This window comes from Cupriavidus sp. CER-90, from assembly GCF_057652055.1.
The window spans coordinates 60,418-85,441 of the sequence record NZ_JBYGYM010000001.1 but is presented as its reverse complement, the minus strand read 5'-3'; the positions used below and the strand labels follow the sequence as shown (position 1 = coordinate 85,441).

The window sequence follows — 25,024 nt, the reverse complement described above, 5'->3', positions numbered from 1 at the left end:
AACTATTGTCTCCAGATATTTTGTTTTGATGTTTGCTACTGGACGGGACTATCCGTCCCGTCTTGCTTAGTTCGATGCCGTCGACAAGTCTGAGCGGCTTTGCTCCCGAAGGTAACCGAGCTTTCGCATCAACTCACGATCGCTGACCAGCATTAAGGTGGCTTCCTTCGAATGCGCCATGTGCTGCATCCATTGCCAGCGCGGCAGGGTGAACACGTCATGCTGCTTCCATTCGAAAACGTGTTCACCAATAGAACTGAGTCCCTCCCCGTCGATCACCACCACCATGGCGTTCGAAGTGGTGCGCTGCAGCAGCGTCGGCTTACCTGCAGAAAGACGCAGCGCCTCCACGTCGATGGTCGGCATAACGCTGCCGCCATCAGTAGGGTTGATATACCGAAGACGTCGAGAACCGTCCGCTCCCGGAGACATCGCTGCCAGTACTCGATTCGCGCGCTCCCAGGCGTACCGATACAGCGGTGAGTACGGAACCACGGAGGAATCGCCTTCCGGCAGCATCCCACCTTCCGCGAGGCTTGGATCTGGCTCTGCCGCCAGGCCACGAGGAGGCACGGGGCCCGGACCCATCTCAAAAAACACCGCACCGAGATGCCTCGCGAGGGGATAATCCAGACCGTCGAACCAGACCATGCGTTCTGTGCCCTCATGGCTGTGCTCGTGCCAGCTCCACGCGGGTGTCAGCACCATATCTCCTGGCGACATCTCGCAGCGTTTGCCATCCACCGTCGTTACCGCGCCTTTTCCCGTCATCACGATCCGCAGCGCGGCGAGTGTATGACGATGGGCGCCGGCGGACTCTCCGGGGTTGAGTACCTGCAGGCCGCCAGACAGTGTCGGAGTAGTAAAGACCGTACCTGGAAAGTCGGGGTGCGTGAGTAACAGCACTCTGCGCTCCGCCTCCTCCATGTTGATCTCCGTGGCTGCCCGGTCGATCAACGGCGCCATCGAAGTCCACGGCCAGTGCATCGGGGGATGGTATTGTGGCTCGCGCGTGTTAAGCCGCATGTAGCGGTCCCATAGTGGCTGCGAGTTGACGTCCTCAAGAGCCTCGATAAGCGGCTTCGGCGTCGGCTTGGCGATGTCATTCACGATTTCCCCTCCTCCTTCACCGCGAATTCGACGAGTACGCACGAACGACGACACTCATGGAATCCAGGCGCTCGCACGCTGCATGAAGGTTGTCGCCTGGCTTAATGGGACCCACCCCTTGCGGCGTACCGGTGAATAGAATGTCGCCTGGCTTAAGTGTGTAGAAGGAGGATGCAAAGGCGATGAGCTTTGCGACACCCAGCACCATGTCTGCTGTCGAGGTGTTCTGCCGAACACTTCCGTTCTGGGTTAGCGTGAGCTGCAACGCATTGGGATCTGCAATTTCGTCAGCGGTTGTTAGCCACGGCCCCACGACGGTGTAGGTATCGATCGACTTCCGGAAGCTCCGGTCCTCAGTCCCACGCACGGTGATATCGAGACCGACTGCGTACCCAGCCACATAGTCCAGCGCCGACTCCACCGATACCTCAGAAGCCTCCCGCCCGATTACCGCCACCAATTCGACTTCGAAATCGGTGCGCCGCTCAAGGAAGCGTACTGCGATCCCTTCCGAGGGTCCGACGAGCGACGATGTCGCTTTCATGAACAGGCCAGCCTTCTCGATATCGGCCAGGTTATGACCTGGGGAAATGTTGCTGGCCAACATTTCCGCAATATGCGCATGGTAATTCACTGGGGCGGCCACAATCTTTCCGGGCAAACGCACTGGCGACAAAAGCCTTACCTCATCCACCGGCACACGAGGCAATGTGGAAAGATCCTTTGGCAGCGACCTACGAATACGGTCGAGGTTGGCCACGAGCGGATCGCCCCCCTGCTCGTCCGCCCATTCATCCAACACACGTTCGACATGCGCAGTCACGTCAACAATGTGATGACCAAGCACCACGCCAATCTGATTGGCGTTAAATCTACAGAACTTCAAGAGCGTCTCCTGTTAGTTGAAACCGTCTGAGGCAGCGCGTTCGCGCACTCGGGAAATCACGCGACATGATTGGTGAGTATACAAACGATTGGTTAGCTGTCAATAACTTTGATTCGTACACCAACTTTTTGTACACTTCCGATGACTAGGCGCGGTGAATGGCGCCAGCATGGAACACCACAACCCAACAGGAACCTTCATGCCCATCCGTATTGCAGCCATTGATGTCAGCCACTGGCATTCTGTGTATGACGCCGCCTATCTGAAGCAATTAGTGCAGATGGAGGATGTCGAACTCGTCGCTGTCCAGGACCGAAACCTAGCAGTGGCAGCGCGTCGGGCCGAAGCCATTGGAGGCTGCGCCGTCTACGAGGACTATCGGACGATGTTGCGCGAGCGCCAGCCAGACTTTGTCATCGCCCTTGGTCGACACGACCAGATGGCCGAAACCGCTCACTACCTACTGGATCATGGATTCGCCTTTTTGATGGAGAAGCCAATGGGCCGCAATGCCATTGAAGTAGCTGGCATCGCGGCAAAGGCATCGTCGGTGAACGGGTTCGCCGCAGTCCCCCTCCCACAGCGGCGCGCCCCGTTCATGCGCAAGGCGCAAGAGATGCTGGCTTCAGGCCAATTCGGGCGACTGTCGCACTGCTATATCCGTATGAATCGGTTCAGCTCGTCCCGCTATCCGGCATGGGATTCCGGCTGGATGCTCGACCCGGACGCATCGGGCGGCGGTTGCCTTCGTAACCTGGGAACGCACGGACTGGATGCCCTCATGGTCCTGGTTGACGAGCCATGGGAAGTAACAGGAGCACAGATTAGCAATCGAGCCTTGGGGCAACCAGTGGAGGATTACGCAAGCGTGTTGCTGCGAAGCGCGAGCGGCGTACTGGCCACGCTTGAAATTGGCAACGCCTATCCTAGGCGCACGGCGGAAGGCGCCCAGAAGTTGCCAACTCGGGACCGGCTACTCGATGGCGCGGATGGGGAATGGAAGATCTGCGGCGAACAGGCGCTGCTCATGGCCAAGGATGGCATGCTTCGCGTTGTCAGTGCGGATGGCGAAGAAAACCTTCCCGGGGAGCCAGATGGGAATCCCTCCTTCCAGATGTTGCGAGAGACGTTGGACGCATGGCATCGAGGCGATTCTCCGCCAGCAGGCGTCGAGGATTGCCTTCGCGCAGTACATCTTATTGACGAGGCGTACAAGCTTTCCGGACCATTGCTGCCCCGATTGCTAGGCGTTTCTTAATGCCGCTTTATGACTCTCCATTTCATGACGCGACAGGCCGGAGCCCCTTGAGTGCCTTCCAGCAAGTAGCCAGTATGGGGCAGCGCGACCTGCGTGGCTTTTGTGACTCTCTGACGCACGAGGTCAATGCGAAGAGACGGTTGGCAAAGGCCGCTTTCCCAAGAACTACGGCCGTTCGCGTTGGGGACATCAACAGGCAGAGAAGGGTCGCGAACCGCCGATTGAGCTGGGCCTGGCCCGTGAATGTGGGTTGACGACCGGGTCCGGCCATTTGCTGTCAGTCGGACAACTAACGGCGACAGACCGATGACAGTCCGGTAGCCGCCGACTCTACCGCCGCTCCGCCCTCGCCCCTATGGAGTTGGGCCGACATACCCCACTTCATGACTCCCCGTTGATTTCAGACATTTGTTAGATTTAGCGTCTGTTCGGATTCAGGATGGAGCAGCCCCAGATGCTGAATGACTTCGATGGCCTTGTCGAAGCGACGATGGCCGAATGGCGGTTGCCAGGCCTGGCGCTGGTCGTAATCAAGGATCAGGAAGCGGTCCTGATGAAGGGCTATGGCGTTCGTGACATCGATTCGCGATTGCCGGTGACCGCCAACACGCAATTCCTGTTGTGCTCCATTACGAAATCATTCACGGCGGCAGGGCTGGGACTCCTGGTGGACGATGGCAAGCTCGACTGGACGCGGCCCGTGCGCGAGTACCTTCCGGAGTTCCGGCTCCACGATGCGGTGGCAACCGAACGGGTGACCGTACGCGACTTGCTTTGCCACCATAGCGGACTGCCTCGACACGACTGGATCCACTCGCCGGGCGACCTGTCCACCGCACAGATTGTGGCTGCCCTTCGGCATCTGGAACCGAGCCGCGATCTCCGTGATACCTATCAGTACCAGAACCTTGGCTATCTTGTTGCCGGGCACGTCGCAGAGCGCATCACAGGCATGCGCTGGGACACCTACATCACGGAACGCCTGTTGCGTCCATTGGGCTTCGAGAACTTCAGTATGTCCATTGAATCGCTCGCGGATGCGCAGGACCACGCTCATCCGCACATCGAGACGCAAGATCAGGTTGTACGCGCCAGTCTGACGCCAATACGAGCCCTGCCTGCCGGCGGCTTGAACGCTTCGGCCACGGATCTGGCGAAGTGGATGCGCTTTCTGATGAACGAAGGGGCGGTCGACGGCAAACAACTACTGGCACCGGATATTGTCCGGCAGATGTCCACCCCACGCGTGCATACGAGCCGGTCGGTCCTTGCCGAAGTTGGAGATGTTCACTATGGACTGGGCTTGTCGATCGAACACTATCGCGGTGAGCGAAAGGTCTCGCATTCAGGCTCGTGGGTAGGCTGGGGGACGTTGATGTCCATGCTTCCCGAACGCCGCATTGGCGTTGCCGTCCTGACGAACCATGCGGCAAGCGAGGTTGCCGAGTTGCTGACCTTTGCCGCGTTTGACAGGCTATGTGGCCATGAACCGATCGACTGGCTCGGCCGTTTCGGCGATATGCGCCGGAAAATCGTCGCGCAGCGGAAAATCGACAGCGCCGCTAGTGGAGAAAGCCACCGCACGGGAACGAAGCCCAGCCATACGCTGCACGAGTACGCCGGCGCGTATGGACACCCTGCCTACGGATGCATGACCATCGCCAATGACGGAGACACGCTGACATGGAGCTGGCGAGGCATGTCGGGCCAGCTTCAGCATCGTCACTACGATGTGTTTGCGACCTCGCGCAAGCCATCGGAGATTCACCCCGACGAGTTGCCCCTGACCTTTGGCTACAACCGCGAAGGCGTCATTGACAAAGTCTCCGCCCCGCTGGAGCCGATGGTTGCCGATATTGTCTTTCGCCGCGTCGCCACCGGCGATGTCATGGACCCACGGTTTCGTGCACTTTGTGCCGGGACGTTTTCACACGGTTCACAAGAGGTCGAGGTCGACCTGGACGCGGCAGGCAGCTTGACGCTGCGAATCGCGAATTACCAGGCCCATCGGCTGAAACCTCTCGACGGAAGAACCTTCGAGCTAGGCAAGCTCGAAGGTTACCGCGTGGAGTTTCGACGGCCTTCCGAAGAGGTGGTGGACGGGATCATCTTCCACCAGCCTAATGGGACATTCCTGGCACTGCGTCGCGCTTAGCGGAACCCCTTGAAGGGACCCGCAACTGGTGATCTCTAAGACCGAATTTGGCCGCTCTTCCGTCATTGGCTCCGATGGTGTCGACGGCCCGCTCAGGGTCGCGAGCCGCCGATTGAGCCGGGCCTGGCCTGTGACAGAGGGTCGATGACCGAGCGCCGTTCGTCTGGCGAGAGCGCATGGAAGGCGGCAGAGCCACCGATGTCCTGGAGACGACGAAACCCGTTCGCTCCGAAGCGGTCCGCGAACGGTTCGCCGCTCGCGCAGCATGCCTGCGGCCACCATAAACATGCGCATCGGCCTGAGCGCGGCTTTGAGCTGCCTCCGGAACGCACCGCGCAGCGGAATCTCGGTCCAGTCGTCCATCTCGACCTGGATGCCCCTGTACAGCTTCGCGAACTTCGTCTCGCCAAATACAACGTGCCCCGGAGCATTCTCGACCGCGTCTTCCACCAGAGCTTTGTACTGGCGGTTGGTGCCGCCGGTCAGGCCATGGAGCACGCCATAGACATGGCAAGTGACGCCGCGATATGGAATCGTTGCCGCATCGATGCGTTGAAGGCCCGCCACGGTGCTGGCGAGCAGTACGGCGACTGGCGCGTATTGCCGCGAGGCCGCGCCGGGCATGTCACTGGGTGTCCTTATGATCGGGTACCGTCTGTGCATCCGAGGACGCGCAGGCATAATTGCACCATGACATCGATCCACACACGGTCGGCTGGCGGGGAATCGGGCAGCAGGAGCCGGTACCGTCGTGCGCCCCACACTGCCGTGACGAGCGTTTGAACAGTTTCCATGTTGACCGGCGCAGGAAGGTCCGGGCACGCGGCCAGCGCCGCCTGCCAGGTCCGACAGAATTCGTCGAATACGCGGCGGTGATGTTTGGGCGCGGCAATGAGATCTTCGCTCTCGAGCATAGCGAGATCAAAGTAAGGTAGCTTCAGGCTTGGGTCGCAGCAGGTAAGACGGACGAGGTGCGCCACCCGAGTCTGCCATGACTGCGCGGTTGCTTCTGTCACCTCGGAGTGCATGCGGGCCAGCATCGTCTCAACGATGTGCCGAACGTATCCGGACAACAAGGCCTCGCGGCTCGGGAAGTACTCGTAAAGGGTACCGACTGAATAGCCAGCCTCAAGCGCCACAGTGCGCGTGGTGGCGGCCGCTGGGCCCTCGTCGCGCCAAATCCGAACAAAAGCTTCATAGATGGCCTGCACAGTAAACCTTGCGCGCGCCTGTGATGGCCGCTTCAGCGGTTTGGCGCGGCCTGCCGGTAGCTCACCAGGACCGGTGGTGTTTCCGAACCCGGCGCGGGTCTTGCGCCGATAAAGTGAAGCCATAAATGGTTTCGCACAGGAGACAAAAATGACTCAGCTTAACCGAGGCGCCAGCCACCGCCTTCTCACCCGCAAGAACGCACTCGGCGAGAGCCGCATGGAGAGCGTGACGCAATTGCATGACACCGGCCTGGCCAACGGTGAAATCGTATTGTGCCTGGACCGCTTCGCTCTGACCACCAACAATATAACCTACGCTGCCTTTGGCGACGCCATGCAGTACTGGGAATTCTTTCCCACAGGCAAGCCTGAATGGGGACATATGCCGGTGTGGGGCTTCGCCGACGTCGTGGCTTCAACGGTAGAGGGTGTGGAACCCGGGGAACGCTTCTATGGCTACTTCCCGATTGCCAGTCACGTGCGCATGGAGCCCGAGCGCGTGACCGAACGCGGATTCTACGATGGCGCTGCGCACCGCAAGCCGCTGGTGTCAGCTTACAACCAGTACACCCGCGTGAGCCATGATGCCGCCTATGATCCCGTGCTCGAGAATTACCAGATGCTGTACCGGCCACTATTCATCACGTCATTCATGCTGGCCGATTTTCTTCAAGACAACGCATTCTTCGGCGCACGCCGGATCGTATTCTCGAGTGCATCGAGCAAGACAGCCTACGGGACGGCGTTCTGCCTAGACGAGATAACCGGTCTCACCCTGACGGCTTTGACCTCGGCCAGCAATCGCGAATTCGTCGACGGCCTGAACGCCTACCACGAAAGTGTGGTGTATGACGAGCTCGATAGCCTGGCGAGAGATATCCCCACCTTGTATGTCGACTTCTCCGGCGACGCTGCACTGCGGCGCCGCGTCCACTCTCACTTCGGCGCGGCGCTGGTCTACGATTGCTATGCAGGCTCGGCACAGAACACAGCCTTTCTGAAGGATGAGGACTTGCCCGGTCCGACGCCAAAGTTCTACTTCGCTCCGGTGCAGATCAGGAAGCGCAACGCCGATTGGGGTCCGGCGGTGGTCAATGAAAAATTCAATGCCGCGCAACGCAAGTTTATCGATCACGTCCGCGAGCCCTCGCGGGGCTGGCTCACGGTGGTGGAGGAATCCGGCATGGCGGCCGCACAGCAGCGCATCGCAGAGCTGCATGCCGGGACGACTCACCCACGAGATGGGTACGTCATTCGCCTCGGGTAATCCATACCACTTCGCGAGTATGGAAGGCGGGGCTAGCACACGATTTATTGTGTAACCATACCCCTGCAAGCTTCCGTGCCTCCTCGAGAGCGAGGAGGCACGGCTAGGTGCTTGCGTCCTCCCCATATTACCGAAGATGCACCTTCAATTCGTTCCCTGCGTGGCGCATCGCCAACTGGTTCGCAGCGATGCTTAGACGTCCCTAGTCGTGAAGCGTGCAGTCGCAACGCGTAAAGGTAACCGGAACGCTCGGTTCATCTAGCTTCAGACCGCACGCCTCCCCTTCGTCCCGCAACACATCCTTCTCGGCGACCTATGAACGACATAACCGCGTCAACGCACGTGGGGGTCTTCGGCGCGCCAAAGCCGCGGCCAGCCGCTGTCATCGAACAAATCGTCCAGACGCACCAGTCTGAATGCGACGTTGTAACCCCATCCCGTCCTGTATCCGCCTCGATCCACACGCTGGACGCCCTAAATGGTTTTCCCTTACTTTACAAAACGTACAATGTTGACCAAACTGTACAGCATGAAAAAGCGAACTCCCGAACAGCAGCTCTTGCTAGCGCAGATCAAACAAGTGGCAGAAGGCCTGGCCCAGACCTTCGCGCCGTTTACCGAGGTTGTAGTCCATGACCTTTTGGACCCCGCTCACGCTGTACTGGCGATTCACAACAACCTATCCGGGCGCGAGGTCGGTCATCCCGCGACAGAACTCGGCTTGGCCCGAATTATGGACCCTGCCTACCAGCAGATCATTGCCAACTATCCGAACCAGTTTTCGGACGGTCGCCAAGTCAAAAGCACTTCCATCGGGATCAAGGATTCTAATGGCGACTACATCGCCGCGTTGTGCATGAACGTCGACCTCACGCTATTTCAGGGATTCCAGAGCGCGTTGAGCCGGTTTACGGCTGTCGAAGGCTCTACCCCAGTAACGGAATCGTTGGATCCCTCCGGCGCCGACTTGATTCGCGCTCGCATTGATGAATTTGCTGCGCGCATGGCATCGACCCCGCGGTCTCTTAAGCCGGAGGATCGGCGAACGCTTGTCAGGGAACTCAAGGCGGCCGGCTTGCTCGAAGTCCGTCGCGCCATGGACACCATCGCCGCCCACCTGGGGGTCTCGCGTACAACAGTGTATAGCGATGCCAAGTGACGCCACGCCTCTCCGCGTCGACAAAAACGTCGTCGAGCAGTCGCCCGTACCAAGCGAAGGCGTCGCATCGATAAATAAGGCGTTCGAACTTCATGGTCTACACGCCGAGTGCTTGTCTCCGGCGGTTCGCAAGGCGTTGAGCTCAGTTGGCATCGTTGGCACTACGTCCGACGATGTTGGCAGCCAGGGCTTGCTGGGTTTCAAGTCCGTAGATTATTGGCCATCGAACAGCTCAATCGAAGGCGAAGCGCATCGGGCCAAAGGCTCGCTTTTCGATCCCGCTACCGGCCGGCCCACGTTTTGCCGCGCGAGCGGCGACGGTCTAGAGGTCACCGCGGCGCGGCGCCTGTAATCGATAGCTCCATCAGAACGCCGCCCCGAGGACTTTCGATGACTACCAGCACCGTACACCCTCCTCGCCCTCATCGCTGGACGCCACGCGGCCATCCCGCGTGCAGCCGATGGCGGCCGCCTAAGGTCAGCTCCCAAGTTAGGCGCGCCCGGCTTTAGGGCCCCTTAGGGGCATTTTTCCATCCACCAAAGACGCCCTTCGCTACTCCTTCGGAGAGAGCGATGTGGGCAAACTCGTCCCAAAAAAACTCATGCCATTACTCGACGCCCACAGTATCTCTCTAATGAACAGCGAAGCCATTTCGCCGCCCGCTGGTCATTACTCACATGTCAGTACCGCTGCCGGCCTTGCCTTTATCTCCGGGATGCTCCCTATCACACCTGGGGGCGAGCCTCTGAAGGAAGCCTCTTTTGAGCAGCAGACCCTCCGGGTTCTCGCAAACATCGAGGCGTGCCTGGAGCGGACTGGGCTGACCAAAAGCGACCTTGTGCAGGTTCGAGTCTATGTCACGGACATCTCTAGGTGGCCGGACTTCAACCGCCTCTATGGCGAATGGATCGGATCCCATCGGCCTGCGCGCGCCGTAGCCGGCGTATCCGAATTGCACTTCGGACTTTCTGTCGAGGTGGAGGCTGTCGCACGCATCCCCGACGACGCCTGAAACAAAAGCTATCGAATGGAGACAAACATGAAATCGACATCAAACAGACTGACACGTTGGACCTTGATAGCTATGGTGGCTGGCATCTTGGTGGGTTACGTCTGCCACAACACCATGTCGCCCTCGGGTGCCAAGGAACTCGCCGGCTACCTGGCGTTGATTACCGACTCTTTCCTGCGGCTCATCAAAATGATCGTCGCGCCCTTGGTATTCGCGACCCTTGTCTCGGGCATTGCCAGCATGGATGACACCAAGGCCATCGGTCGCATCGGTGCAAAAGCGCTGGGGTGGTTCGTTGTCGCATCGATTGTTTCGATGGCCATCGGCCTTTTCTTCGTCAATGTGAGCCATCCCGGCGTCGGGCTAAATCTTCAACTTCCGGCCTCCGATGTCACGACCGGCTTGAAGACCAGCGGCCTGAATCTGAAGGACTTCGTGGCCAGCGTCTTTCCGAAAAGCGTCGTGGAGGCCATGGCAAATAACGCGATTCTTCAGATCGTCGTGTTCTCGATGTTCTTTGGTATTGCCGTCGGCAAACTGAAGTCGCCCACCGGGAGCATCCTCAAACGTGGCGCAGACGAGTTGATGCAGGTCATGTTGCACGTCACGAATGCCGTGATGTTGGTTGCGCCGTTGGGTATTTTCGCTGCGCTGGCATCCACCGTCACCCTGCAAGGCCTGTACGTGCTCGCTACGTACGGAAAGTTGATCGGTTACTTCTACGTGGCACTGGCTTTCTTGTGGATAGTGCTTTTCTTCGTAGCGAAGGCTCTCTTGAAAGAGCGCACGTTGCCTCTGGTACGTGCGATGCGCGAGCCGATGATGATTGCGTTCGCGACCGCGAGCAGCGAAGCCGCCTACCCTCGTCTGATCGAAAGGCTGAGGCAATTTGGCGTCAGCCAGCGCCTGGTTGGATTTGTGCTGCCAATCGGATACTCATTCAACCTTGATGGCTCCATGGTGTTCCAGGCATTTGCGGCGGTCTTCATCGCGCAGGCATACGGCGTGGAGATGTCCCTCGGCCATCAGATCACCATGATGTTTGTACTGATGATTAGCAGCAAGGGCATGGCGGCGGTGCCGCGCGGCTCGCTTGTCGTTGTTGCTGCGATCGTGCCGATGTTCGGGCTCCCCGAGTCGGGCATGTTGCTCCTTATGGCTATTGACCAGTTCCTCGACATGGGGCGTACAGCGACCAATGTGCTGGGCAACAGCATCGCCACCGCGGTCGTGGCCAAGTGGGAGAACGAACTTGGGGATGAGGTCTCAGAAACTGAACTTCTGGAATCGGTCGAATTGTCCCCCCACACGGCCACGGCTCAACCCGCTCAGGGTCAGCCCGGTTGACTTCTGTCGCTGTGGAAGCGACCCCGTGTTGGTCGCGCCATGGCGTGGTAGTTCCCTTCCTGTAACCAAAGGCGGCTAAGCCGCCGAGGAGAAATTCATGGATCTCTTGAGCGTTTTTAAGAGTGCCGTAGTGGCTACTACTCTAATGGCTGCCGCTCCCGCCGCCTGGTCTCAGACAGAGGCAGCCGAGCAAACAAAGCCCAATATTGTCATCATTGCCACGGGGGGCACCATCGCCGGCGCCGGAGCATCCAGCGCAAATGTCAACGCCTACCAGTCGGCCGTTGTCGGTGTTGACAGGCTCATCGCCGCAGTACCCGAACTGCACAACGTAGCGAATGTCCGCGGAGAGCAATTGCTCCAGATTGGCTCGGAGAGTTTCAACAATGAGCGCTGGTTCAAGTTGGCCAATCGTGTGTCGGAACTGCTCAAATCCAAGGACGTCGATGGGGTAGTTATCACCCACGGAACCGATACGCTGGAAGAGACGGCTTACCTTCTCAACCTGACTCTCAAGAGTACGAAGCCCGTGGTGTTAACCGGCTCTATGCGTCCGAGCACCGCCCTCAGCGCGGATGGTCCGCTCAATGTGTATAACTCGGTAATTGTGGCGGGCAGCAAGCAGGCAGCAGGCCTGGGAACGCTCGTCGTGATGAACGATGAAATCCACAGCGCCCGCGATGTCATTAAGACGCAAAGCCTAAAAGTTGAGACCTTCCACTCGCAGTACGGCCCACTCGGGATGGTGATTGAAGGTCAGCCACGCTTCTACCACACGCCGAGCCGTCCGCACACGACGAAATCCGAGTTCGACATCGATGAGATCAAGTCGATGCCTCAGACCGACGTAGTCTACACCCACGGCAACATGAATCGCATCGCAACGGACGCGTTCATCGCGGCAGGTGCAAAGGGGCTGGTCTGGGCAGGATTTGGCGCTGGCAGCGTCCCCGATTACATGGACCGGCCGTTGAAAGAAGCTCGCGCAAAAGACGTGGTCATCGTTCGATCCACGCGGCTCGCCTACGGTTACGTCGTCCGCAACGGCGAGACCAACGATGACAAGAACGACTATGTGGTGGCAGAGGACCAGAACCCAGCCAAGTCTCGCATTCTCCTGGCGCTGGCTATGACCAAGACCCGAGATACAAAGGAATTGCAACGCATTTTCTGGAAGTACTGATCCGTCTTTCATAAGGCGCAGCGGAAGACACCGGTTTCAGTGCCGGTGACCTTCTTGCCCAAACCCGTTGGAACACCACGGCCATCCCTCTCTCAAAAGTGAGAGCCCTGGTATGCGCCACGCAGGAGTCTGAATCTTGAAATCGCACTACGTTGAGCCACTAAGCGGCACTACCTATCCTTTAGATACACCGCGGTGGTGGTCGGATGACCGTAAGCCGCTCATGATTTCGCCACAGCCTGGATTCTCGCGAGATGACATCGATGGAAGTCTTCGCTCGCAATGGCGTTATCGCGCATCGCTTCCGGTCGAGATCGCTGATCCAATATCCATGGGTGAAGGTTGCACGCCCTTGATTCAGAAGCCTTGGGGCGACCACAGGCCGTATTTCAAGCTGGAGTGGTTCAGCCCTACGAGCAGCTTCAAGGATCGAGGCACCACTGTGATGCTCTCAATACTCCGCCAACAAGGCATCACGGCCGTCCTGGAGGACAGCTCCGGCAATGGTGGGGCCTCGGTGGCCGCATATGGCGCCGCCGGAGATATGCGCGTGAAGATTCTCGCGCCCGCATACTCGTCGCCGCCAAAGATCGCACAGATGCGCGCCTACGGCGCTGAGGTCCAGTTGGTCGACGGTCCTCGACAGGCCTGTGAGGACGAGGCAGTTCTGCAATCGTCGCGCATCTTCTACGCTAGCCACAACTGGCAGCCATTCTTTCTCGAGGGGACAAAATCGGTCGGCTTCGAGATCTGGGAGGATCTGAACTTCAGGGCACCCGACAACATCGTCATGCCCGCAGGCGCTGGAAGTAATGTACTCGGCTGCTTTCTAGCGTTCTCTGAGCTGATGCGAGCGGGACAGATATCGAAAATGCCCAAGCTGTTTGTTTGTCAGCCGTTGAACTGCTCGCCCATCGACGCCAGCTTCCAAGCTGGTGTGACAAGTCCAGTTCCACGCGAGGTCCGAAAGACTGTTTCTGAGGGGACTGCTATTGCGCACCCCTTGCGCCTGACGCAAGTTATCAATGCTGTGAGGGAAAGCGGCGGTGCGACCGTGGCCGTGGAAGAAGATGCAATCGTTGAATCTCTCAGGCGAATCGCGCGTTTAGGCCTACTGCCCGAGCTCACCTCGGCGACTGCAGTCGCAGGATTTGATCGCCTTACACAACGCGGTGCGATTCAGTCGCACGAAGAGACAGTCGTCCTCTTAACGGGGACGGGCATCAAGAACTCCGGAGCTATCGCGGAAATGTACTCTATCAGCGAGGGAACTTCCGCTGTGTCAGCCAACTAATCGCCAGACCTGCGAGAAGCCATTATCGGGTTCCCGGGCCACTTTTTTGAGTGCAAGTCCGGCGAGGCACTCTTCTTGCCCCGCCGGCGCCTCTTTTACTTCAGATGCACTTTCAGTTCGTTGCCTGCTTGGCGCATCGCCGACTGTACTGCCGGCACAGTGCTCACGACGTTGAGAAGGCCGTAGTCGTGAATCATGCCGTCGTAACGCGTAACAGTAACCGGCACGCCTGCTTCATCTAGCTTACGGCCGTACGCTTCACCTTCGTCCCGCAACACATCCTTCTCGGCGACCTGAATCAGCGCGGGAGGCAGGCCCTGCAGCTCGGTGATGCTGGCGCGGAGCGGCGAAGCATAGTACTGGGCGCGTTGTTGAGGATCCGTCGTGTAGTTGTCCCAGAACCATTTCATCATGTTCTTGGTCAGGAAATGGCCTTGCGCAAATTCTTTGTATGACGCGGTCTCAAAATTGGCGTCGGTTACGGGCCAGAGCAGCAGTTGATAGCGCAGCTTCGGTCCGCCCTTGTCTTTGGCCATCAGGCTCACCGCGGCAGCCATATTTCCACCAACACTATTGCCGGCGATAGCCAAATGGGATCCGTCTACGCCAATCTCCTTACCATGCTCCGCCACCCACTTGGTCGCGGCGTAGATTTGATTGATCGCGACGGGATATCGAGCTTCCGGCGACGGCGTGTAGTTGACGAACACTGCCACTGCGCCGGAGTAGTTGACCAGGTCGCGGACAAGACGTTCGTGAGTTGGGAAGTCTCCCAGCACCCATCCGCCACCGTGGATAAACATGAACCCTGGCAACGTACCCTTAACGCCCGCAGGACGAACGATGGTCAGCGAGATGTCCTGACCGTCCGCGCGAATGGTCTTCTGTTGGACGTCAGCCTTCGGCAGTTGAAGCTTCACACCAGCTTGAGCTCCAGTGAGCACTGCACGTGCGTCTTTCGGGCTGAGTTGCTCAATCGGCTTACCTCCGCCGGCCTCTAGCGCTTCCAGGAAAGCCTGCGTGTTGTGTTCAACCCCGGGGCTGCCTGCAGCATGAGCGACGGAACCAGCTACGGCCATCAGACCAAGTACTGCTGCTGCAGCGGCACTACGAACGGACTTCATATTCAACTCCTTGATTGAGGGTAAGATACCCATCCATATATATATAGCTAACGATTAAATAGCGCGCTATATATTTACCAGTAAGCACCCGACGCGTTGCCGTCGGGATGCCTGAAAAATCGAGATCTAACCGGAGAACCTACGGACTGCCATCCGCAAAGCGAGCTCTGAGCGCATCAAGCTCAGCCCCAAGATCAGCCAGCTTCTTATCACTGCACGCCGACGCGCAAAGTACCGACTCGGGTATAGACTTTGCGCGTGCCTGGAGGGCCCGCCCTGCTTCCGTCAATTGAATATTGACCTGGCGCTCGTCCCGGCTGTCGCGCTCCCGCGTGACCAGCCCTTGCGCTTCCATACGCTTTAGCAGCGGCGTCAGGGTCGCAGAATCAAGAAACAGGCGCGATCCGATGTCCGAGACGGTAAGGTCATCGGACTCCCACAGCACCAGCAGCACCAGATACTGGGGATAGGTCAACTCCAGCGGTGCCAAGAGCTTTCGGTAGAGCTTGTTCAGGGCGAGCGATGTCGCGTAGACAGAGAAGCAGAATTGGTGCTCCAGCAATTGGGAGATCCCTTTGTCTTCGTCACGGGATGCGCGCTTCGTTTCCATGCGCCCAATATAAATCGTGCGCTATCTAATAGCAAGCTATTTTTATGTGCAGAACAAGCCTCTCCTGAAACCTACTGATTCCGTGTTGACGGAATCTTGAGATCGTTACGTTGGTGCAGGCGCGCGCGGACCCCTCGTAGCACATGATTCGCCCAACACGAGATCGAGCGGCACAGTGACATTTCTGGGGGGAGTATCTGCAATGCCTTCGAGCCTCTCCAACATCAGTCGCGCCGCGGCCTCGGCCGCCGCCTCGATATTGAAGCGAAGCGTGGTCAGAGGTGGGTACATCAACTCGAGCGTCTCGGACGTACCGATCCCGATAACAGAGAGATCACGAGGGATTTCCATACCCGCCTTGCGCGCGGCATATACAGCCCCCGAGAGCAGCCGAGTGCCAAGTGCAATGATGGCGGTGGGTGGGCGCCCTAAGGCCAGCATGGCACTCATCTGCGCCCTGGAGGAATCTACTGCGGACCTCGACATGAATACGAGGAGCGGGTCGTAGGCAATGCCGGCAGTTGCCAGTCCATCCTGGTAGCCCAAGAGCTTCTCGCGGCCCGGGCGGATGTGCTCGCCTGGTCCGAATAGTGCGATGCGTCGGTGCCCTAACGAAACCAAGTACTCAACCGACTGCCTTACGCCGGCCCGATGGTCGAGCATGACCACGTCCATCGGTATCGGTGTTTCGCGGTCAAGGATCACGACTGGCAGCTCGCATGAACCGAACAAGAATTCCGCCGGGGACTCACTTTCCACGCTCGGCGCGGCAATGATTCCCTCCAACCGACGCGTCTCAAACAGCGATACCAGTTCTCGATCCCGATGCGGTTGATCTAGCGTATTTCCCACGACCAGCGAATATCCGGCCGCTTGCATATGGCGCTCGACCTCGCTGAAGTGTGCTGCCAAAAGCGGGTTTCTGATGTTTGAAACTAGGTATCCCACCGTTCGGCTTCGCCCCGTGCGCAGATGCCGCGCAGCAAAGCTCGGCGCGTATCCGAGTGACTCCACCGCGGATAGCACGCGAGCCTTCAATTTTTCGCTCGCATAGCCTGTCCCGTTCAAAACACGTGACACGCTGCCGATCGAAACGCCCGCAGCCTCGGCAACATCTCTCACAGATACCCGTTGCGTCATGGTCTTCCCTAATGAAAACGTTCCACAGTTGGACGCCATTTTTTCCGACTGTTAATTTACCACTACTGCGTTTTTTGTCCGCAGTGGATATGAAAACGTTTTCCGAAATTTCTTCATGGATGCGCACGAAGAGGCGCCCCGCAACGGAGACTCTGCATGCTTCACCGCCTTCTCTCAGGATTGCTCGCCATCGCAGCCGTCTGGACTATTGCCACACCTGCCTCAGCGCAAACCTACCCATCCCGACCGGTTCGACTTGTCGTCCCCTTCCCTCCCGGTGGTACCGCAGATGTGTTCGGCCGTCTCCTGGCGCAGCAACTGACACAAATACTTGGCCAGCCATTTGTGGTGGACAACCGCGGAGGTGCTGGGGGCAACATCGCGGCAGGAGCTGTCGCAAATGCCTCCGCTGACGGCTACACCGTATTGCTCGGGACCATCGGTACCCACGGCATCAATCCCAGCCTCTACGGCAACTTGTCGTACTCACCCCGCAAAGACTTCATACCAGTTGCGTTGGTCTCTTCTGGCGTCAATGTTCTAGTTGTCAATCCAGGTGTGCAGGCCCGCACCGTCAGTGAGTTGGTTGCGTTGGCGAAAAGCCATCCCGGTCAACTCATGATGGGTTCGTCGGGAAATGGCAGCAGCATTCATATGTCTGGCGAGCTATTCCAGACACTAACCGGAACCCGGTTCACTCACGTGCCGTACCGCGGCGCGTCTGCGGCCCTCACGGACCTAATGGGCGGTCGCGTTCAGTTGATGTTCGACAACGTTCCATCTTCGCTTCCTCTGATCGCCAAGGGGCTGGTCCGCCCTCTTGCGGTTACATCGGCGCGCCGTCTACCAGCACTACCCAACGTGCCCACATTCGCGGAAGCCGGCGTTCCAGGCTACGTCGTAAGCAATTGGAGCGGACTCTTTGTGCCGGCAAATACATCGCCTGAGGTCGTAAATCGTCTGAATGACGCCGTAGGGAAAGCGGTGAGTGGTGACATGTTGCGGAAACGCTTTATGGAAATGGGCGCCGACACGCAGGTCATGAGCCCCACAGAGTTTGCTCATTTTGTAGACGACGAAATGGCCAGATGGGCGCGCATCGTCAAGTTGTCGGGAGCAAAGCCCGAGTGACCACTTCGATATCGTCCATGACGGCGATCTCATCGCCCGACTCTTCAAAACGGAGAAATTGTGCAACCCGTTGATTTTCTTATGAGAACTGCAAGCGCGTTCCCTGAGCGTATTGCTCTTGAGACGGAAGATGTTTCAGTGACTTATAGCGAACTGGCCACTCAAGTATCTGCGCTTGCAGCGGCTTTCCAGGATATCGATCCGGCCATAGGTTCACGGGTGGCTATCTGTGCCGGAAATAGCGTCCTCCACGTGGTCGCACTAATGGCGACTCTTGCGGCAGGCAAAACGTGGATACCACTAAATCCACGCAGTGCCGGCCCGGAGCTCGCCAGGATCACTGAATTCACTTCGCCATCGGTTCTCGTGTTCGACGACGCCTACCGCGAGCAAGCTTGTTATGCCGTACCGGGTGTCACGCATCAGCTTGCTTTCGGCACTCAATCCCGCGAGACGGAGCGCTTGGAGGACCTGCTCGAAGCATGGCACGGATGCACTCCAAGACGTCACTCACGGGACTTGTCCGAAACTCAGGCTATCAAGTTCACCGGCGGCACAACGGGCGCACCAAAAGGTGTCATGCAATCCTTGCGCGCCTGGAACGCGACAGTCGTTTCCATCCTCACGGCAATGCAGTTGAGGCAAGACGAACGATATCTCGCGGTGGCATCCATCACGCACGGCACGTCGACTTTCCTGCTTCCTGTGTTTTCCTGCGGAGGCACCATCGTGCTCGCGACTTCGACCAAGCCGAAGTCCGTACTAGACCAACTCGAGAAGGGTCGCATTACGGCAACGTTCATGCCTCCCACGCTCATCTACGACTTACTCGACGAACCAGGCGTGAACGAACGAGACTGGTCGAACTTACGGCATTTTGTCTACGCCGCCGCTCCGATGCGAGCGGACCGCATTGCCCAAGCCATCGAGATGTTCGGCACCCTTGAAACGTCTTTCGGACAAACCGAAGCGCCCGCGATCATCGCACACATGCCGGCAACCGAAATGCGAAATCCTGCGCGCTACGGATCTGTTGGCCGTGCCACGCCGCTAACGGAAATCGGGATTATGGCTCCGGATGGCCGTTTGCTCCCGCCGGGCCAGACCGGTGAAATCGTCGTTCGAGGCGATTTGCTTATGGGCGGCTACTGGAAACAAGCAGACAAGACTGCCGAAACACTTATCGACGGCTGGCTGCACACCGGGGACGGTGGCTATCTGGACTCGGAAGGATTCCTGTACTTAAAGGACAGGCTGCGCGACGTAGTCATAAGTGGTGGCTTTAACGTCTACCCAACCGACGTCGAGAACGCCCTGGGGGAACACCCGGCTGTCTGCCGGTGCGCAGTCTTTGGTGTCGACGACCCTCGCTGGGGTGAAGCCGTTCATGCAGCTGTCCAGCTTCAGCCGGGCAAACACGTTGCGCCCGAAACGCTCATGGGCGTCGTCAGAGCACGGCTCGGCCCCGTTCAAACCCCGAAAAAAATCCACTTCCTCGACAGCCTACCTCTGACCACAAACGGCAAGGTTTCGAAACAAGCTCTTCGGCATCGATTCTCAGAAATTGACAACAGGGCAACCAAGGAGACGCTCGCATCATGAGCCCTGAATTCGTACTCGTCACCGGAGGATCCGGCGGCATTGGCTGGGCGCTATGTCAGACATTGGCCAGGCGTGGCTGCCATGTTGTTAGCGTCGACCGCATTTCGCCACCAGAGCCAAATGTCGTCGAGTTCTATGAGGCCGACATGGCTAACGAAGCCGACCTCGCCGCAGTCCTGCGCGATGCATGCGGCAAGCACGCGTTTGGCGGACTCGTCAACAATGTCGCTACTTTGCGGGCCGCCAGCATCGACGACACCACTTTGGACGATTTCGACTATCAGATGCAGGTAAACACCCGCGCCGCCCTTCAATGCTTGCAAGCAGTTCTGCCCGCCATGCGAGCAACCCGAGCGGGCCGGATTGTGAATATCTCTAGCCGAGCGGCGCTTGGCAAGGAGCTCCGGACGGCCTACGCCGCGACAAAGGGCGCCCTCAATGCAATGACTCGGACCTGGGCGCTCGAATTGGGCTCCGATGGCATTACCGTCAATGCTGTTGCCCCAGGCCCAATCGCCACCGCGGCCTTCGGCACTGCAAATCCGGCACAGGAAGCTTTGACGCAACGTATCGTCAGCGGCGTTCCCGTGAGACGGATGGGAACGGCGGACGACATTGTCCATGCCGTCGAATTCTTCCTGGACGCACGGGCCTCCTTTATGACAGGACAGATCTTGCATGTCTGCGGAGGCATTACGGTGGGGTTGACCACATGAACACCTCCCGCAAGAGCGTAACAACCGAGATTGGCACCACCACTCCCGAGCGTATTGTGGTTCGGGGGCGCGATCTCACGCACGAGGTGATAGGGAAACTAGATTTCGTACAGATGCTGTGCCTGGTTGCTCTGGGAAGGCTCCCAGAGAGAGCTGAAGCGCGCATGGTCGACACGCTACTTGTCACGGCCGTGGACCACGGGCTGACCCCGAGCGCGATAAGCACGCGAATGACGTGGCTTGGGGCACCCGAGTCGCTACAAGGCGCCGTGGCCGCGGGCCTTCTTGGCGCGGGAGAGCGCTTTCTAGGCACGGTTCAAAACACAGCAGAACTACTCTTACGAGAAGCCGCCGCGTTGGAACAGGACGCACCTGAGTCGGCAATTATTGAGACAGCGCACCGCGTGGTGGCAAACGCACGACAGACGGGACTCACCCTCCCCGGCCTGGGCCACCCAATTCACACTGAAGGCGATCCTCGGGTGCCGGCATTGTTCGATACCGCCAAGGCCAACGGATTCTTTGGGCGACATTGCCGACTGGCAATTGCACTCGTAGATGCTTCGGGCGACCCAGCTGTCAGGGGCAGCAAACGCAAGTTGCCTCTTAACGCGGCAGGAGCAATCGGCGCCATTCTGGCCGACATGGGGTTAGATCCGTTGTTCGGGCGCGGCCTCGCACTAATCGGGCGTTGCGCCGGCTTGGTCGCCCATGTACTCGAAGAGCGGGAGCACCCGACAGCAGCGCTGATATGGGACCTAGTGCTGCGCCAGGACGAGCGCAACGTACTGCCCTGATCTCCACAACGCCAACGCTATATCCAACACAAAACGCCGCGTCAAAGCGGCTAAAGGAGACCTCATGGCTCGCATGCCATATTTTGACGTCAACGAAGTGGCTGGTCAGCTCGGTGAGCTCGTACGTGGCCGACCGCCACTGAACTTGTACCGCATTCTTCCCCATGCTCCTGAGACAGCTATCGGATTCCTGACGCTGGGACGCGCGATTCTCACCAAATCGGAATTGCCCGCAACGCTGCGCGAGCTAGCCATCCTTCGTGTTGGCGCGCTGTGCAAGGCGTCTTACGAAATTCACCAACATCGTCGAGTTGCTCGTGCCGCCGGTGTGCCTCAGGAAAAGATCGAAGCGGTACTCATGCACGGAGGAATCGAAGGTCTGGATCCGCTTGAGGCACTCGTGGTCGCATTTACTGACGCTGTTGTACGAGACGTCAAGGCACCGCAAGACCTGTATGAAAGCGTGGTGAAGGCAATCGGAAATCAGCAGACGATGGAACTGCTGTTGACCGTCGGCTACTACATGCTGGTGTCACGCCTACTGGAAAACCTCGAAGTCGATATTGAGAACCCACCGATTGAACATTTGGAGATGCGCCGTGCTTGACACTCTACAACCTAGCCCAGAACACCAGATTTTCTCGCCAGCGCTTGGCACCGCCCGGAAAGAGGGGCGCCTAGCCGGACGGCGAATCCTAGTGGTGGGAGCGGGCCAACGCCAGACCGTCGATCTCGTCCCTTCTGTTGGCAACGGGCGCGCTATGTCCGTACTCTTTGCGCGTGAGGGAGCGACAGTAGTTTGTGCGGATATCGACCCGCAAGCGGCACAAGACACGGCTGACTGGATCGCGAACGAAGGAGGCCGGGGCTTCGTCGTTCAAGCGGATGTTTCAGACCCTGCTCAGATTTCGCAGATGGTTCGCGAAGCAGCAAACGCCATGGGCGGCTTGGACGGGCTAGTTGTCAATGTTGGCATTGGCAACCAAAACCGGTTTGGCGGCGAAAATCCCGCCGACTGGGATCGTGTACAGGACCTGAACCTGCGAGCGCCCATGTTTTGCGCACAGGAAGCGGCGGCTGTAATGCAGCCAGGCAGCTCAGTCGTGTTCGTCGCCTCGACCGCGGCCATCTCTCCCCTAAGCGGTCTACCAGCTTATGAAGCGTCGAAGGCTGGGCTGATGGCGCTTGGCCGCGCCGTCGCCTATGCGGGTCAAGGGTCAGGACTGAGGGCCAATGTGCTTGCGCCAGGCTTGATCGACACGCCAATGGGACGAGATGCCTCCCGAGCCCGCCCGTCACGGGCGGCGCGCCCTCTGCCCTTTGGACGCCAAGGCACCGGTTGGGAAGTCGCCAACGCCGCTCTGTTCCTCATCAGCACCGAATCGTCCTACGTCAACGGCCAGATGCTAGTAGTGGACGGCGGACTCTCCATCGGTGCCGTGCGTACGGCAGCCTGACCCAAACCAGAGCCGATCGGGCATACCAAAGAGGATACTCACATGAAATTCAGGACGCTATGTGGCAAGGCTGCTTCCACCGCTTCAAGCCGCATCACTTTGTCGGCGTGTCTCCTCTTGGCATGCCTGCCGGGCGCGGTGCTGGCGGAGACCTGGCCCGCGCGCCCCGTGAGATTGATCCTGCCAAGTGCAGGGGGCAGCGGGCCTGACACTATCGCGCGTATCTTCGCAGAACGTCTAGGCCGAACGCTGAAGCAGCCTGTCGTCGTGGACAATCGGCCCGGCGCCAACGGAGTAATTGGTGTCGATGCCGTAGCTAAGGCATCCCCCGATGGCTACACGCTCCTGTTTGCGAGCTCGTCATCGACCGTCATTAGCCAGGCATTGCTTACTAAGTTGCCGTTTGATGTAACGCGTGACCTTGTGCCGGTGGCGCAGATCTTCTCCGGCGGCATTCATCTGGTGGTTTCCAACGACTTCCCGGCGCGCGACCTTCGGGCGTTCGTAACGTTAGTGAAAGCGAATCCGGGAAAGTACGACTACGCAACCTGGGGGCCAGGATCAACTGGTCAACTCGTCATGGAGTCCTTGAAAAATCGAAATGGCCTCGATATTCGACATGTTCCATATAAGACCATCGGACAGATCTACCAGGACATGCAAGGCGGTCGGATACAGGTTGCTTTCGTCGATGCCACAAGTTCGGTCCCCCTCATCAAGAATGGAAAGCTGAGGGGTATTGCCATCACAGGGTCACATCGAGGGCCGGCGCTGCCTACGCTGCAGACAATGACCGAGCAGGGCTATCCTTTCGACACCGACGCGTGGTACGGAGTTTTCGCACCCAAAGGAACTCCAAAGTCCATCATCACAGCAGTACATCGGGAAATCCTAGGCACGCTCTCTGCGCCCGAACTCCGTGAGCGGTTCCTACAACTTAACCTTGTAGATCCGCCTTTGAAGACCCCAGAACAATTCGGGCAGACAGTCCAAGCGGACCTATTCGTATGGCAAAACATTGCAAGGATCAACCACATCCACCTTGACTAATCCCCACGTTGCGCATACCGCCCGGATGCGCAACGCTAGCCGCTACCGAAGCAAGCACGAACTGTATTCCCCCGTGGACGTGGCTGCACAGTTCCCCTTTCGGTGCGGAGTCAACATCGCGGGCAGCTCTCGCCCAAGGATGCCTTGTAGGTTGCTCTGTGCATACCACCCTCGCCTATTGCTTCAATCAGCGGCAGAGTCCATTGCTACTACCGAACTGGCCTTGGATGGTAGCAATGGACTGTACTGCAAGTCGATGTAGCAAACTGTTCCGAACGGTCCTGCAGCATCCTGCTTATATTTCACCTGTCGCGGCGCCAAAGTCTCGCAGGCCTCCTCAGCTTGCCTCCCGACAGGGACACCCCTCTCACAGGCTTTCCCGCGACATTCAATTCCCCATATGGGGCCGTGGCAGGGTATTTCGGCCCGTGTATTGCAACAACGTTGGCACCAGGATCGTCTCCCCTGGTAGCGGGCGTTGCATGGCGTGCGCGGACTTGAAGCCACGGCTCCGGGCTTTTTGCGTAAATTTCCACAATGCATTCAGGAGCAACCATGACTGCTACACCCTGCGCCATCCCGGAAGTGTCAGTGCGGACCATTGAGGCAGACGGAGTCCAGATTTTCTATCGTGAAGCAGGGCCGGTCGACGCTCCGGTGATGCTCCTCCTCCATGGCTTCCCGTCCTCGTCGCACATGTTTCGCAACCTTATTCCGCTATTGGCGCAGCGCTATCGCGTCATCGCGCCTGACTTTCCAGCGTTTGGGTTCACCGTAGTCCCTGAGGAACGAAAGTACATCTACACGTTTGACAATCTCGCGACGACAATGATGGCGTTCGTCGAAGCGATTGGTCTGACTCGCTATGCGCTGTACATCTTTGACTATGGCGCACCCGTCGGACTGCGGCTCGCCCTTGCCAAGCCCGAAAGAGTGACGGCTATCGTGTCCCAAAATGGCAATGCGTATCTTGAGGGCCTCGGCGATGCGTGGGATCCGATTCGTCGGTACTGGAATGCACCAAACAACAGTGCAAACCGAGATGCCCTGCGCGACGCCCTGACGCTGGAAGGCACACGTTGGCAGTATGTTCACGCCGTCAAAAACCCCGAAGCAATCGAACCAGAAGCCTACTACCTCGATGCAGCGCTAATGGAGCGCCCTGGGAATGCAGACATCCAGCTGGATCTGTTTCTTGACTACGCAAACAACCTAGACCTTTACCCTGCCTTCCAGGCGTTCTTCCGCGAGCATCAACCGCCAATGCTTGCTATCTGGGGCAGTCACGACCCGTTCTTCACCCCTCCTGGTGCGGAAGCCTTCCGGCGCGACAACCCAAACGCTCGGGTACAGATGCTCGATACCGGCCACTTTGCGCTAGAGACCCATCTGCGTGAAATTTCCACGTCGATTCTGGCTCTCCTGGATTCAGCTGCCTAATCGCCTTACCCAACTTCCGCACGGATAACGCGCCAAGTGTGGCAGTCTCCCTTTTCGTAGTACGCGAGAAGGGA

General features: G+C 58.5%; 22 protein-coding genes. 16 read left to right on the top strand and 6 right to left on the bottom strand.

Annotation, left to right across the window (positions count from 1 at the left end):
• Nucleotides 1-66: 66 nt before the first annotated feature.
• Both AC24R4_RS00375 and AC24R4_RS00370 read right to left on the bottom strand, forming a co-directional pair.
• Nucleotides 67-1,110 (bottom strand): cupin domain-containing protein, encoded by a 1,044-nt coding sequence (locus AC24R4_RS00375; RefSeq protein WP_487521890.1) that lies wholly within the window; start codon nt 1,108-1,110, stop codon nt 67-69.
• A gap of 16 nt (nt 1,111-1,126) precedes the next feature.
• Nucleotides 1,127-1,996, bottom strand: a complete 870-nt coding sequence (locus AC24R4_RS00370; protein WP_487521889.1) for a fumarylacetoacetate hydrolase family protein — start codon at nt 1,994-1,996, stop codon at nt 1,127-1,129.
• Nucleotides 1,997-2,165: 169 nt separating this feature from the next.
• Between AC24R4_RS00370 and AC24R4_RS00365 the strand changes: the two genes are divergently transcribed.
• Nucleotides 2,166-3,254, top strand: coding sequence for a Gfo/Idh/MocA family protein (locus AC24R4_RS00365; RefSeq protein WP_487521888.1), 1,089 nt, complete (start codon nt 2,166-2,168; stop codon nt 3,252-3,254).
• A 439-nt stretch (nt 3,255-3,693) separates the two neighbouring features.
• Entirely contained in the window at nt 3,694-5,409 is a 1,716-nt protein-coding gene (locus AC24R4_RS00360; protein ID WP_487521887.1) for a serine hydrolase, read from the top strand.
• Nucleotides 5,410-6,047: 638 nt separating this feature from the next.
• Here the strand turns inward: AC24R4_RS00360 and AC24R4_RS00355 are convergent.
• The gene (locus AC24R4_RS00355) at nt 6,048-6,743 is read right to left on the bottom strand and encodes a TetR/AcrR family transcriptional regulator (RefSeq protein ID WP_487521886.1); all 696 of its coding nucleotides are present in this window, start codon (nt 6,741-6,743) and stop codon (nt 6,048-6,050) included.
• 25 nt (nt 6,744-6,768) lie between these two features.
• Here AC24R4_RS00355 and AC24R4_RS00350 point away from each other — a divergent pair, with 25 nt between their 5' ends.
• The 6 genes from AC24R4_RS00350 to AC24R4_RS00325 all read left to right on the top strand — a co-directional run bounded on the left by AC24R4_RS00350 (nt 6,769) and on the right by AC24R4_RS00325 (nt 13,883).
• Nucleotides 6,769-7,887 carry a DUF2855 family protein gene (locus AC24R4_RS00350; protein ID WP_487521885.1) on the top strand — a complete coding sequence of 373 codons (1,119 nt, stop codon included), beginning with the start codon at nt 6,769-6,771 and terminating at the stop codon, nt 7,885-7,887.
• A 529-nt stretch (nt 7,888-8,416) separates the two neighbouring features.
• Nucleotides 8,417-9,046, top strand: coding sequence for a helix-turn-helix transcriptional regulator (locus AC24R4_RS00345; protein ID WP_487522953.1), 630 nt, complete (start codon nt 8,417-8,419; stop codon nt 9,044-9,046).
• A gap of 602 nt (nt 9,047-9,648) precedes the next feature.
• Nucleotides 9,649-10,059 (top strand): RidA family protein, encoded by a 411-nt coding sequence (locus AC24R4_RS00340; RefSeq protein ID WP_487522952.1) that lies wholly within the window; start codon nt 9,649-9,651, stop codon nt 10,057-10,059.
• Nucleotides 10,060-10,086: 27 nt separating this feature from the next.
• Nucleotides 10,087-11,406, top strand: coding sequence for a dicarboxylate/amino acid:cation symporter (locus tag AC24R4_RS00335; RefSeq protein ID WP_487521884.1), 1,320 nt, complete (start codon nt 10,087-10,089; stop codon nt 11,404-11,406).
• Between the two features lie 97 nt (nt 11,407-11,503).
• On the top strand, nt 11,504-12,589 hold the full coding sequence (locus AC24R4_RS00330; RefSeq protein ID WP_487521883.1) for an asparaginase: 1,086 nt from the start codon (nt 11,504-11,506) through the stop codon (nt 12,587-12,589).
• A gap of 136 nt (nt 12,590-12,725) precedes the next feature.
• Nucleotides 12,726-13,883 (top strand): threonine synthase, encoded by a 1,158-nt coding sequence (locus tag AC24R4_RS00325; RefSeq protein ID WP_487521882.1) that lies wholly within the window; start codon nt 12,726-12,728, stop codon nt 13,881-13,883.
• Nucleotides 13,884-13,978: 95 nt separating this feature from the next.
• Here AC24R4_RS00325 and AC24R4_RS00320 read toward each other — a convergent pair whose 3' ends face one another.
• The 3 genes from AC24R4_RS00320 to AC24R4_RS00310 form a co-directional block, all read right to left on the bottom strand.
• Nucleotides 13,979-15,007, bottom strand: a complete 1,029-nt coding sequence (locus AC24R4_RS00320) for an alpha/beta hydrolase (protein WP_487521881.1) — start codon at nt 15,005-15,007, stop codon at nt 13,979-13,981.
• A gap of 139 nt (nt 15,008-15,146) precedes the next feature.
• On the bottom strand, nt 15,147-15,617 hold the full coding sequence (locus AC24R4_RS00315) for a MarR family winged helix-turn-helix transcriptional regulator (protein ID WP_487521879.1): 471 nt from the start codon (nt 15,615-15,617) through the stop codon (nt 15,147-15,149).
• A 105-nt stretch (nt 15,618-15,722) separates the two neighbouring features.
• Entirely contained in the window at nt 15,723-16,757 is a 1,035-nt protein-coding gene (locus AC24R4_RS00310) for a LacI family DNA-binding transcriptional regulator (RefSeq protein WP_487521878.1), read from the bottom strand.
• Nucleotides 16,758-16,913: 156 nt separating this feature from the next.
• Between AC24R4_RS00310 and AC24R4_RS00305 the strand changes: the two genes are divergently transcribed.
• The 8 genes from AC24R4_RS00305 (at nt 16,914) to AC24R4_RS00270 (ending at nt 24,950) form a co-directional block, all read left to right on the top strand.
• Entirely contained in the window at nt 16,914-17,888 is a 975-nt protein-coding gene (locus AC24R4_RS00305; protein ID WP_487521877.1) for a Bug family tripartite tricarboxylate transporter substrate binding protein, read from the top strand.
• Between the two features lie 60 nt (nt 17,889-17,948).
• Complete coding sequence (locus tag AC24R4_RS00300) at nt 17,949-19,490, top strand: class I adenylate-forming enzyme family protein (RefSeq protein WP_487521876.1); 1,542 nt, start codon at nt 17,949-17,951, stop codon at nt 19,488-19,490.
• Nucleotides 19,487-20,206: an SDR family oxidoreductase gene (locus AC24R4_RS00295; protein WP_487521875.1), complete on the top strand. Its 720-nt coding sequence runs from the start codon at nt 19,487-19,489 to the stop codon at nt 20,204-20,206. Before AC24R4_RS00300 ends, AC24R4_RS00295 begins: the two co-directional genes overlap by 4 nt.
• Nucleotides 20,203-21,003: a citryl-CoA lyase gene (locus AC24R4_RS00290; RefSeq protein WP_487521874.1), complete on the top strand. Its 801-nt coding sequence runs from the start codon at nt 20,203-20,205 to the stop codon at nt 21,001-21,003. Before AC24R4_RS00295 ends, AC24R4_RS00290 begins: the two co-directional genes overlap by 4 nt.
• Nucleotides 21,004-21,067: 64 nt before the next feature.
• Nucleotides 21,068-21,610 carry a carboxymuconolactone decarboxylase family protein gene (locus AC24R4_RS00285; RefSeq protein ID WP_487521873.1) on the top strand — a complete coding sequence of 181 codons (543 nt, stop codon included), beginning with the start codon at nt 21,068-21,070 and terminating at the stop codon, nt 21,608-21,610.
• The gene (locus AC24R4_RS00280; protein WP_487521872.1) at nt 21,603-22,460 is read left to right on the top strand and encodes an SDR family NAD(P)-dependent oxidoreductase; all 858 of its coding nucleotides are present in this window, start codon (nt 21,603-21,605) and stop codon (nt 22,458-22,460) included. Before AC24R4_RS00285 ends, AC24R4_RS00280 begins: the two co-directional genes overlap by 8 nt.
• Before the next feature lie 42 nt (nt 22,461-22,502).
• Complete coding sequence (locus AC24R4_RS00275; protein WP_487521871.1) at nt 22,503-23,510, top strand: Bug family tripartite tricarboxylate transporter substrate binding protein; 1,008 nt, start codon at nt 22,503-22,505, stop codon at nt 23,508-23,510.
• Nucleotides 23,511-24,065: 555 nt separating this feature from the next.
• Nucleotides 24,066-24,950, top strand: a complete 885-nt coding sequence (locus AC24R4_RS00270; RefSeq protein WP_487521870.1) for an alpha/beta fold hydrolase — start codon at nt 24,066-24,068, stop codon at nt 24,948-24,950.
• Nucleotides 24,951-25,024 lie beyond the last annotated feature (74 nt).

Bases quoted from the DNA above. Each gene is read 5' to 3' on its own strand.
- AC24R4_RS00305 (WP_487521877.1), top strand. From the start codon at position 16,914: ATGCTTCACCGCCTTCTCTCAGGATTGCTCGCCATCGCAGCCGTCTGG.
- AC24R4_RS00315 (WP_487521879.1), bottom strand. From the start codon at position 15,617: ATGGAAACGAAGCGCGCATCCCGTGACGAAGACAAAGGGATCTCCCAA.
- AC24R4_RS00310 (WP_487521878.1), bottom strand. From the start codon at position 16,757: ATGACGCAACGGGTATCTGTGAGAGATGTTGCCGAGGCTGCGGGCGTT.
- AC24R4_RS00270 (WP_487521870.1), top strand. From the start codon at position 24,066: ATGACTGCTACACCCTGCGCCATCCCGGAAGTGTCAGTGCGGACCATT.
- AC24R4_RS00295 (WP_487521875.1), top strand. From the start codon at position 19,487: ATGAGCCCTGAATTCGTACTCGTCACCGGAGGATCCGGCGGCATTGGC.
- AC24R4_RS00365 (WP_487521888.1), top strand. From the start codon at position 2,166: ATGGAACACCACAACCCAACAGGAACCTTCATGCCCATCCGTATTGCA.
- AC24R4_RS00355 (WP_487521886.1), bottom strand. From the start codon at position 6,743: ATGGCTTCACTTTATCGGCGCAAGACCCGCGCCGGGTTCGGAAACACC.
- AC24R4_RS00360 (WP_487521887.1), top strand. From the start codon at position 3,694: ATGGAGCAGCCCCAGATGCTGAATGACTTCGATGGCCTTGTCGAAGCG.
- AC24R4_RS00350 (WP_487521885.1), top strand. From the start codon at position 6,769: ATGACTCAGCTTAACCGAGGCGCCAGCCACCGCCTTCTCACCCGCAAG.
- AC24R4_RS00330 (WP_487521883.1), top strand. From the start codon at position 11,504: ATGGATCTCTTGAGCGTTTTTAAGAGTGCCGTAGTGGCTACTACTCTA.
- AC24R4_RS00290 (WP_487521874.1), top strand. From the start codon at position 20,203: ATGAACACCTCCCGCAAGAGCGTAACAACCGAGATTGGCACCACCACT.
- AC24R4_RS00335 (WP_487521884.1), top strand. From the start codon at position 10,087: ATGAAATCGACATCAAACAGACTGACACGTTGGACCTTGATAGCTATG.
- AC24R4_RS00275 (WP_487521871.1), top strand. From the start codon at position 22,503: ATGAAATTCAGGACGCTATGTGGCAAGGCTGCTTCCACCGCTTCAAGC.
- AC24R4_RS00345 (WP_487522953.1), top strand. From the start codon at position 8,417: ATGAAAAAGCGAACTCCCGAACAGCAGCTCTTGCTAGCGCAGATCAAA.
- AC24R4_RS00320 (WP_487521881.1), bottom strand. From the start codon at position 15,007: ATGAAGTCCGTTCGTAGTGCCGCTGCAGCAGCAGTACTTGGTCTGATG.
- AC24R4_RS00285 (WP_487521873.1), top strand. From the start codon at position 21,068: ATGGCTCGCATGCCATATTTTGACGTCAACGAAGTGGCTGGTCAGCTC.
- AC24R4_RS00340 (WP_487522952.1), top strand. From the start codon at position 9,649: ATGCCATTACTCGACGCCCACAGTATCTCTCTAATGAACAGCGAAGCC.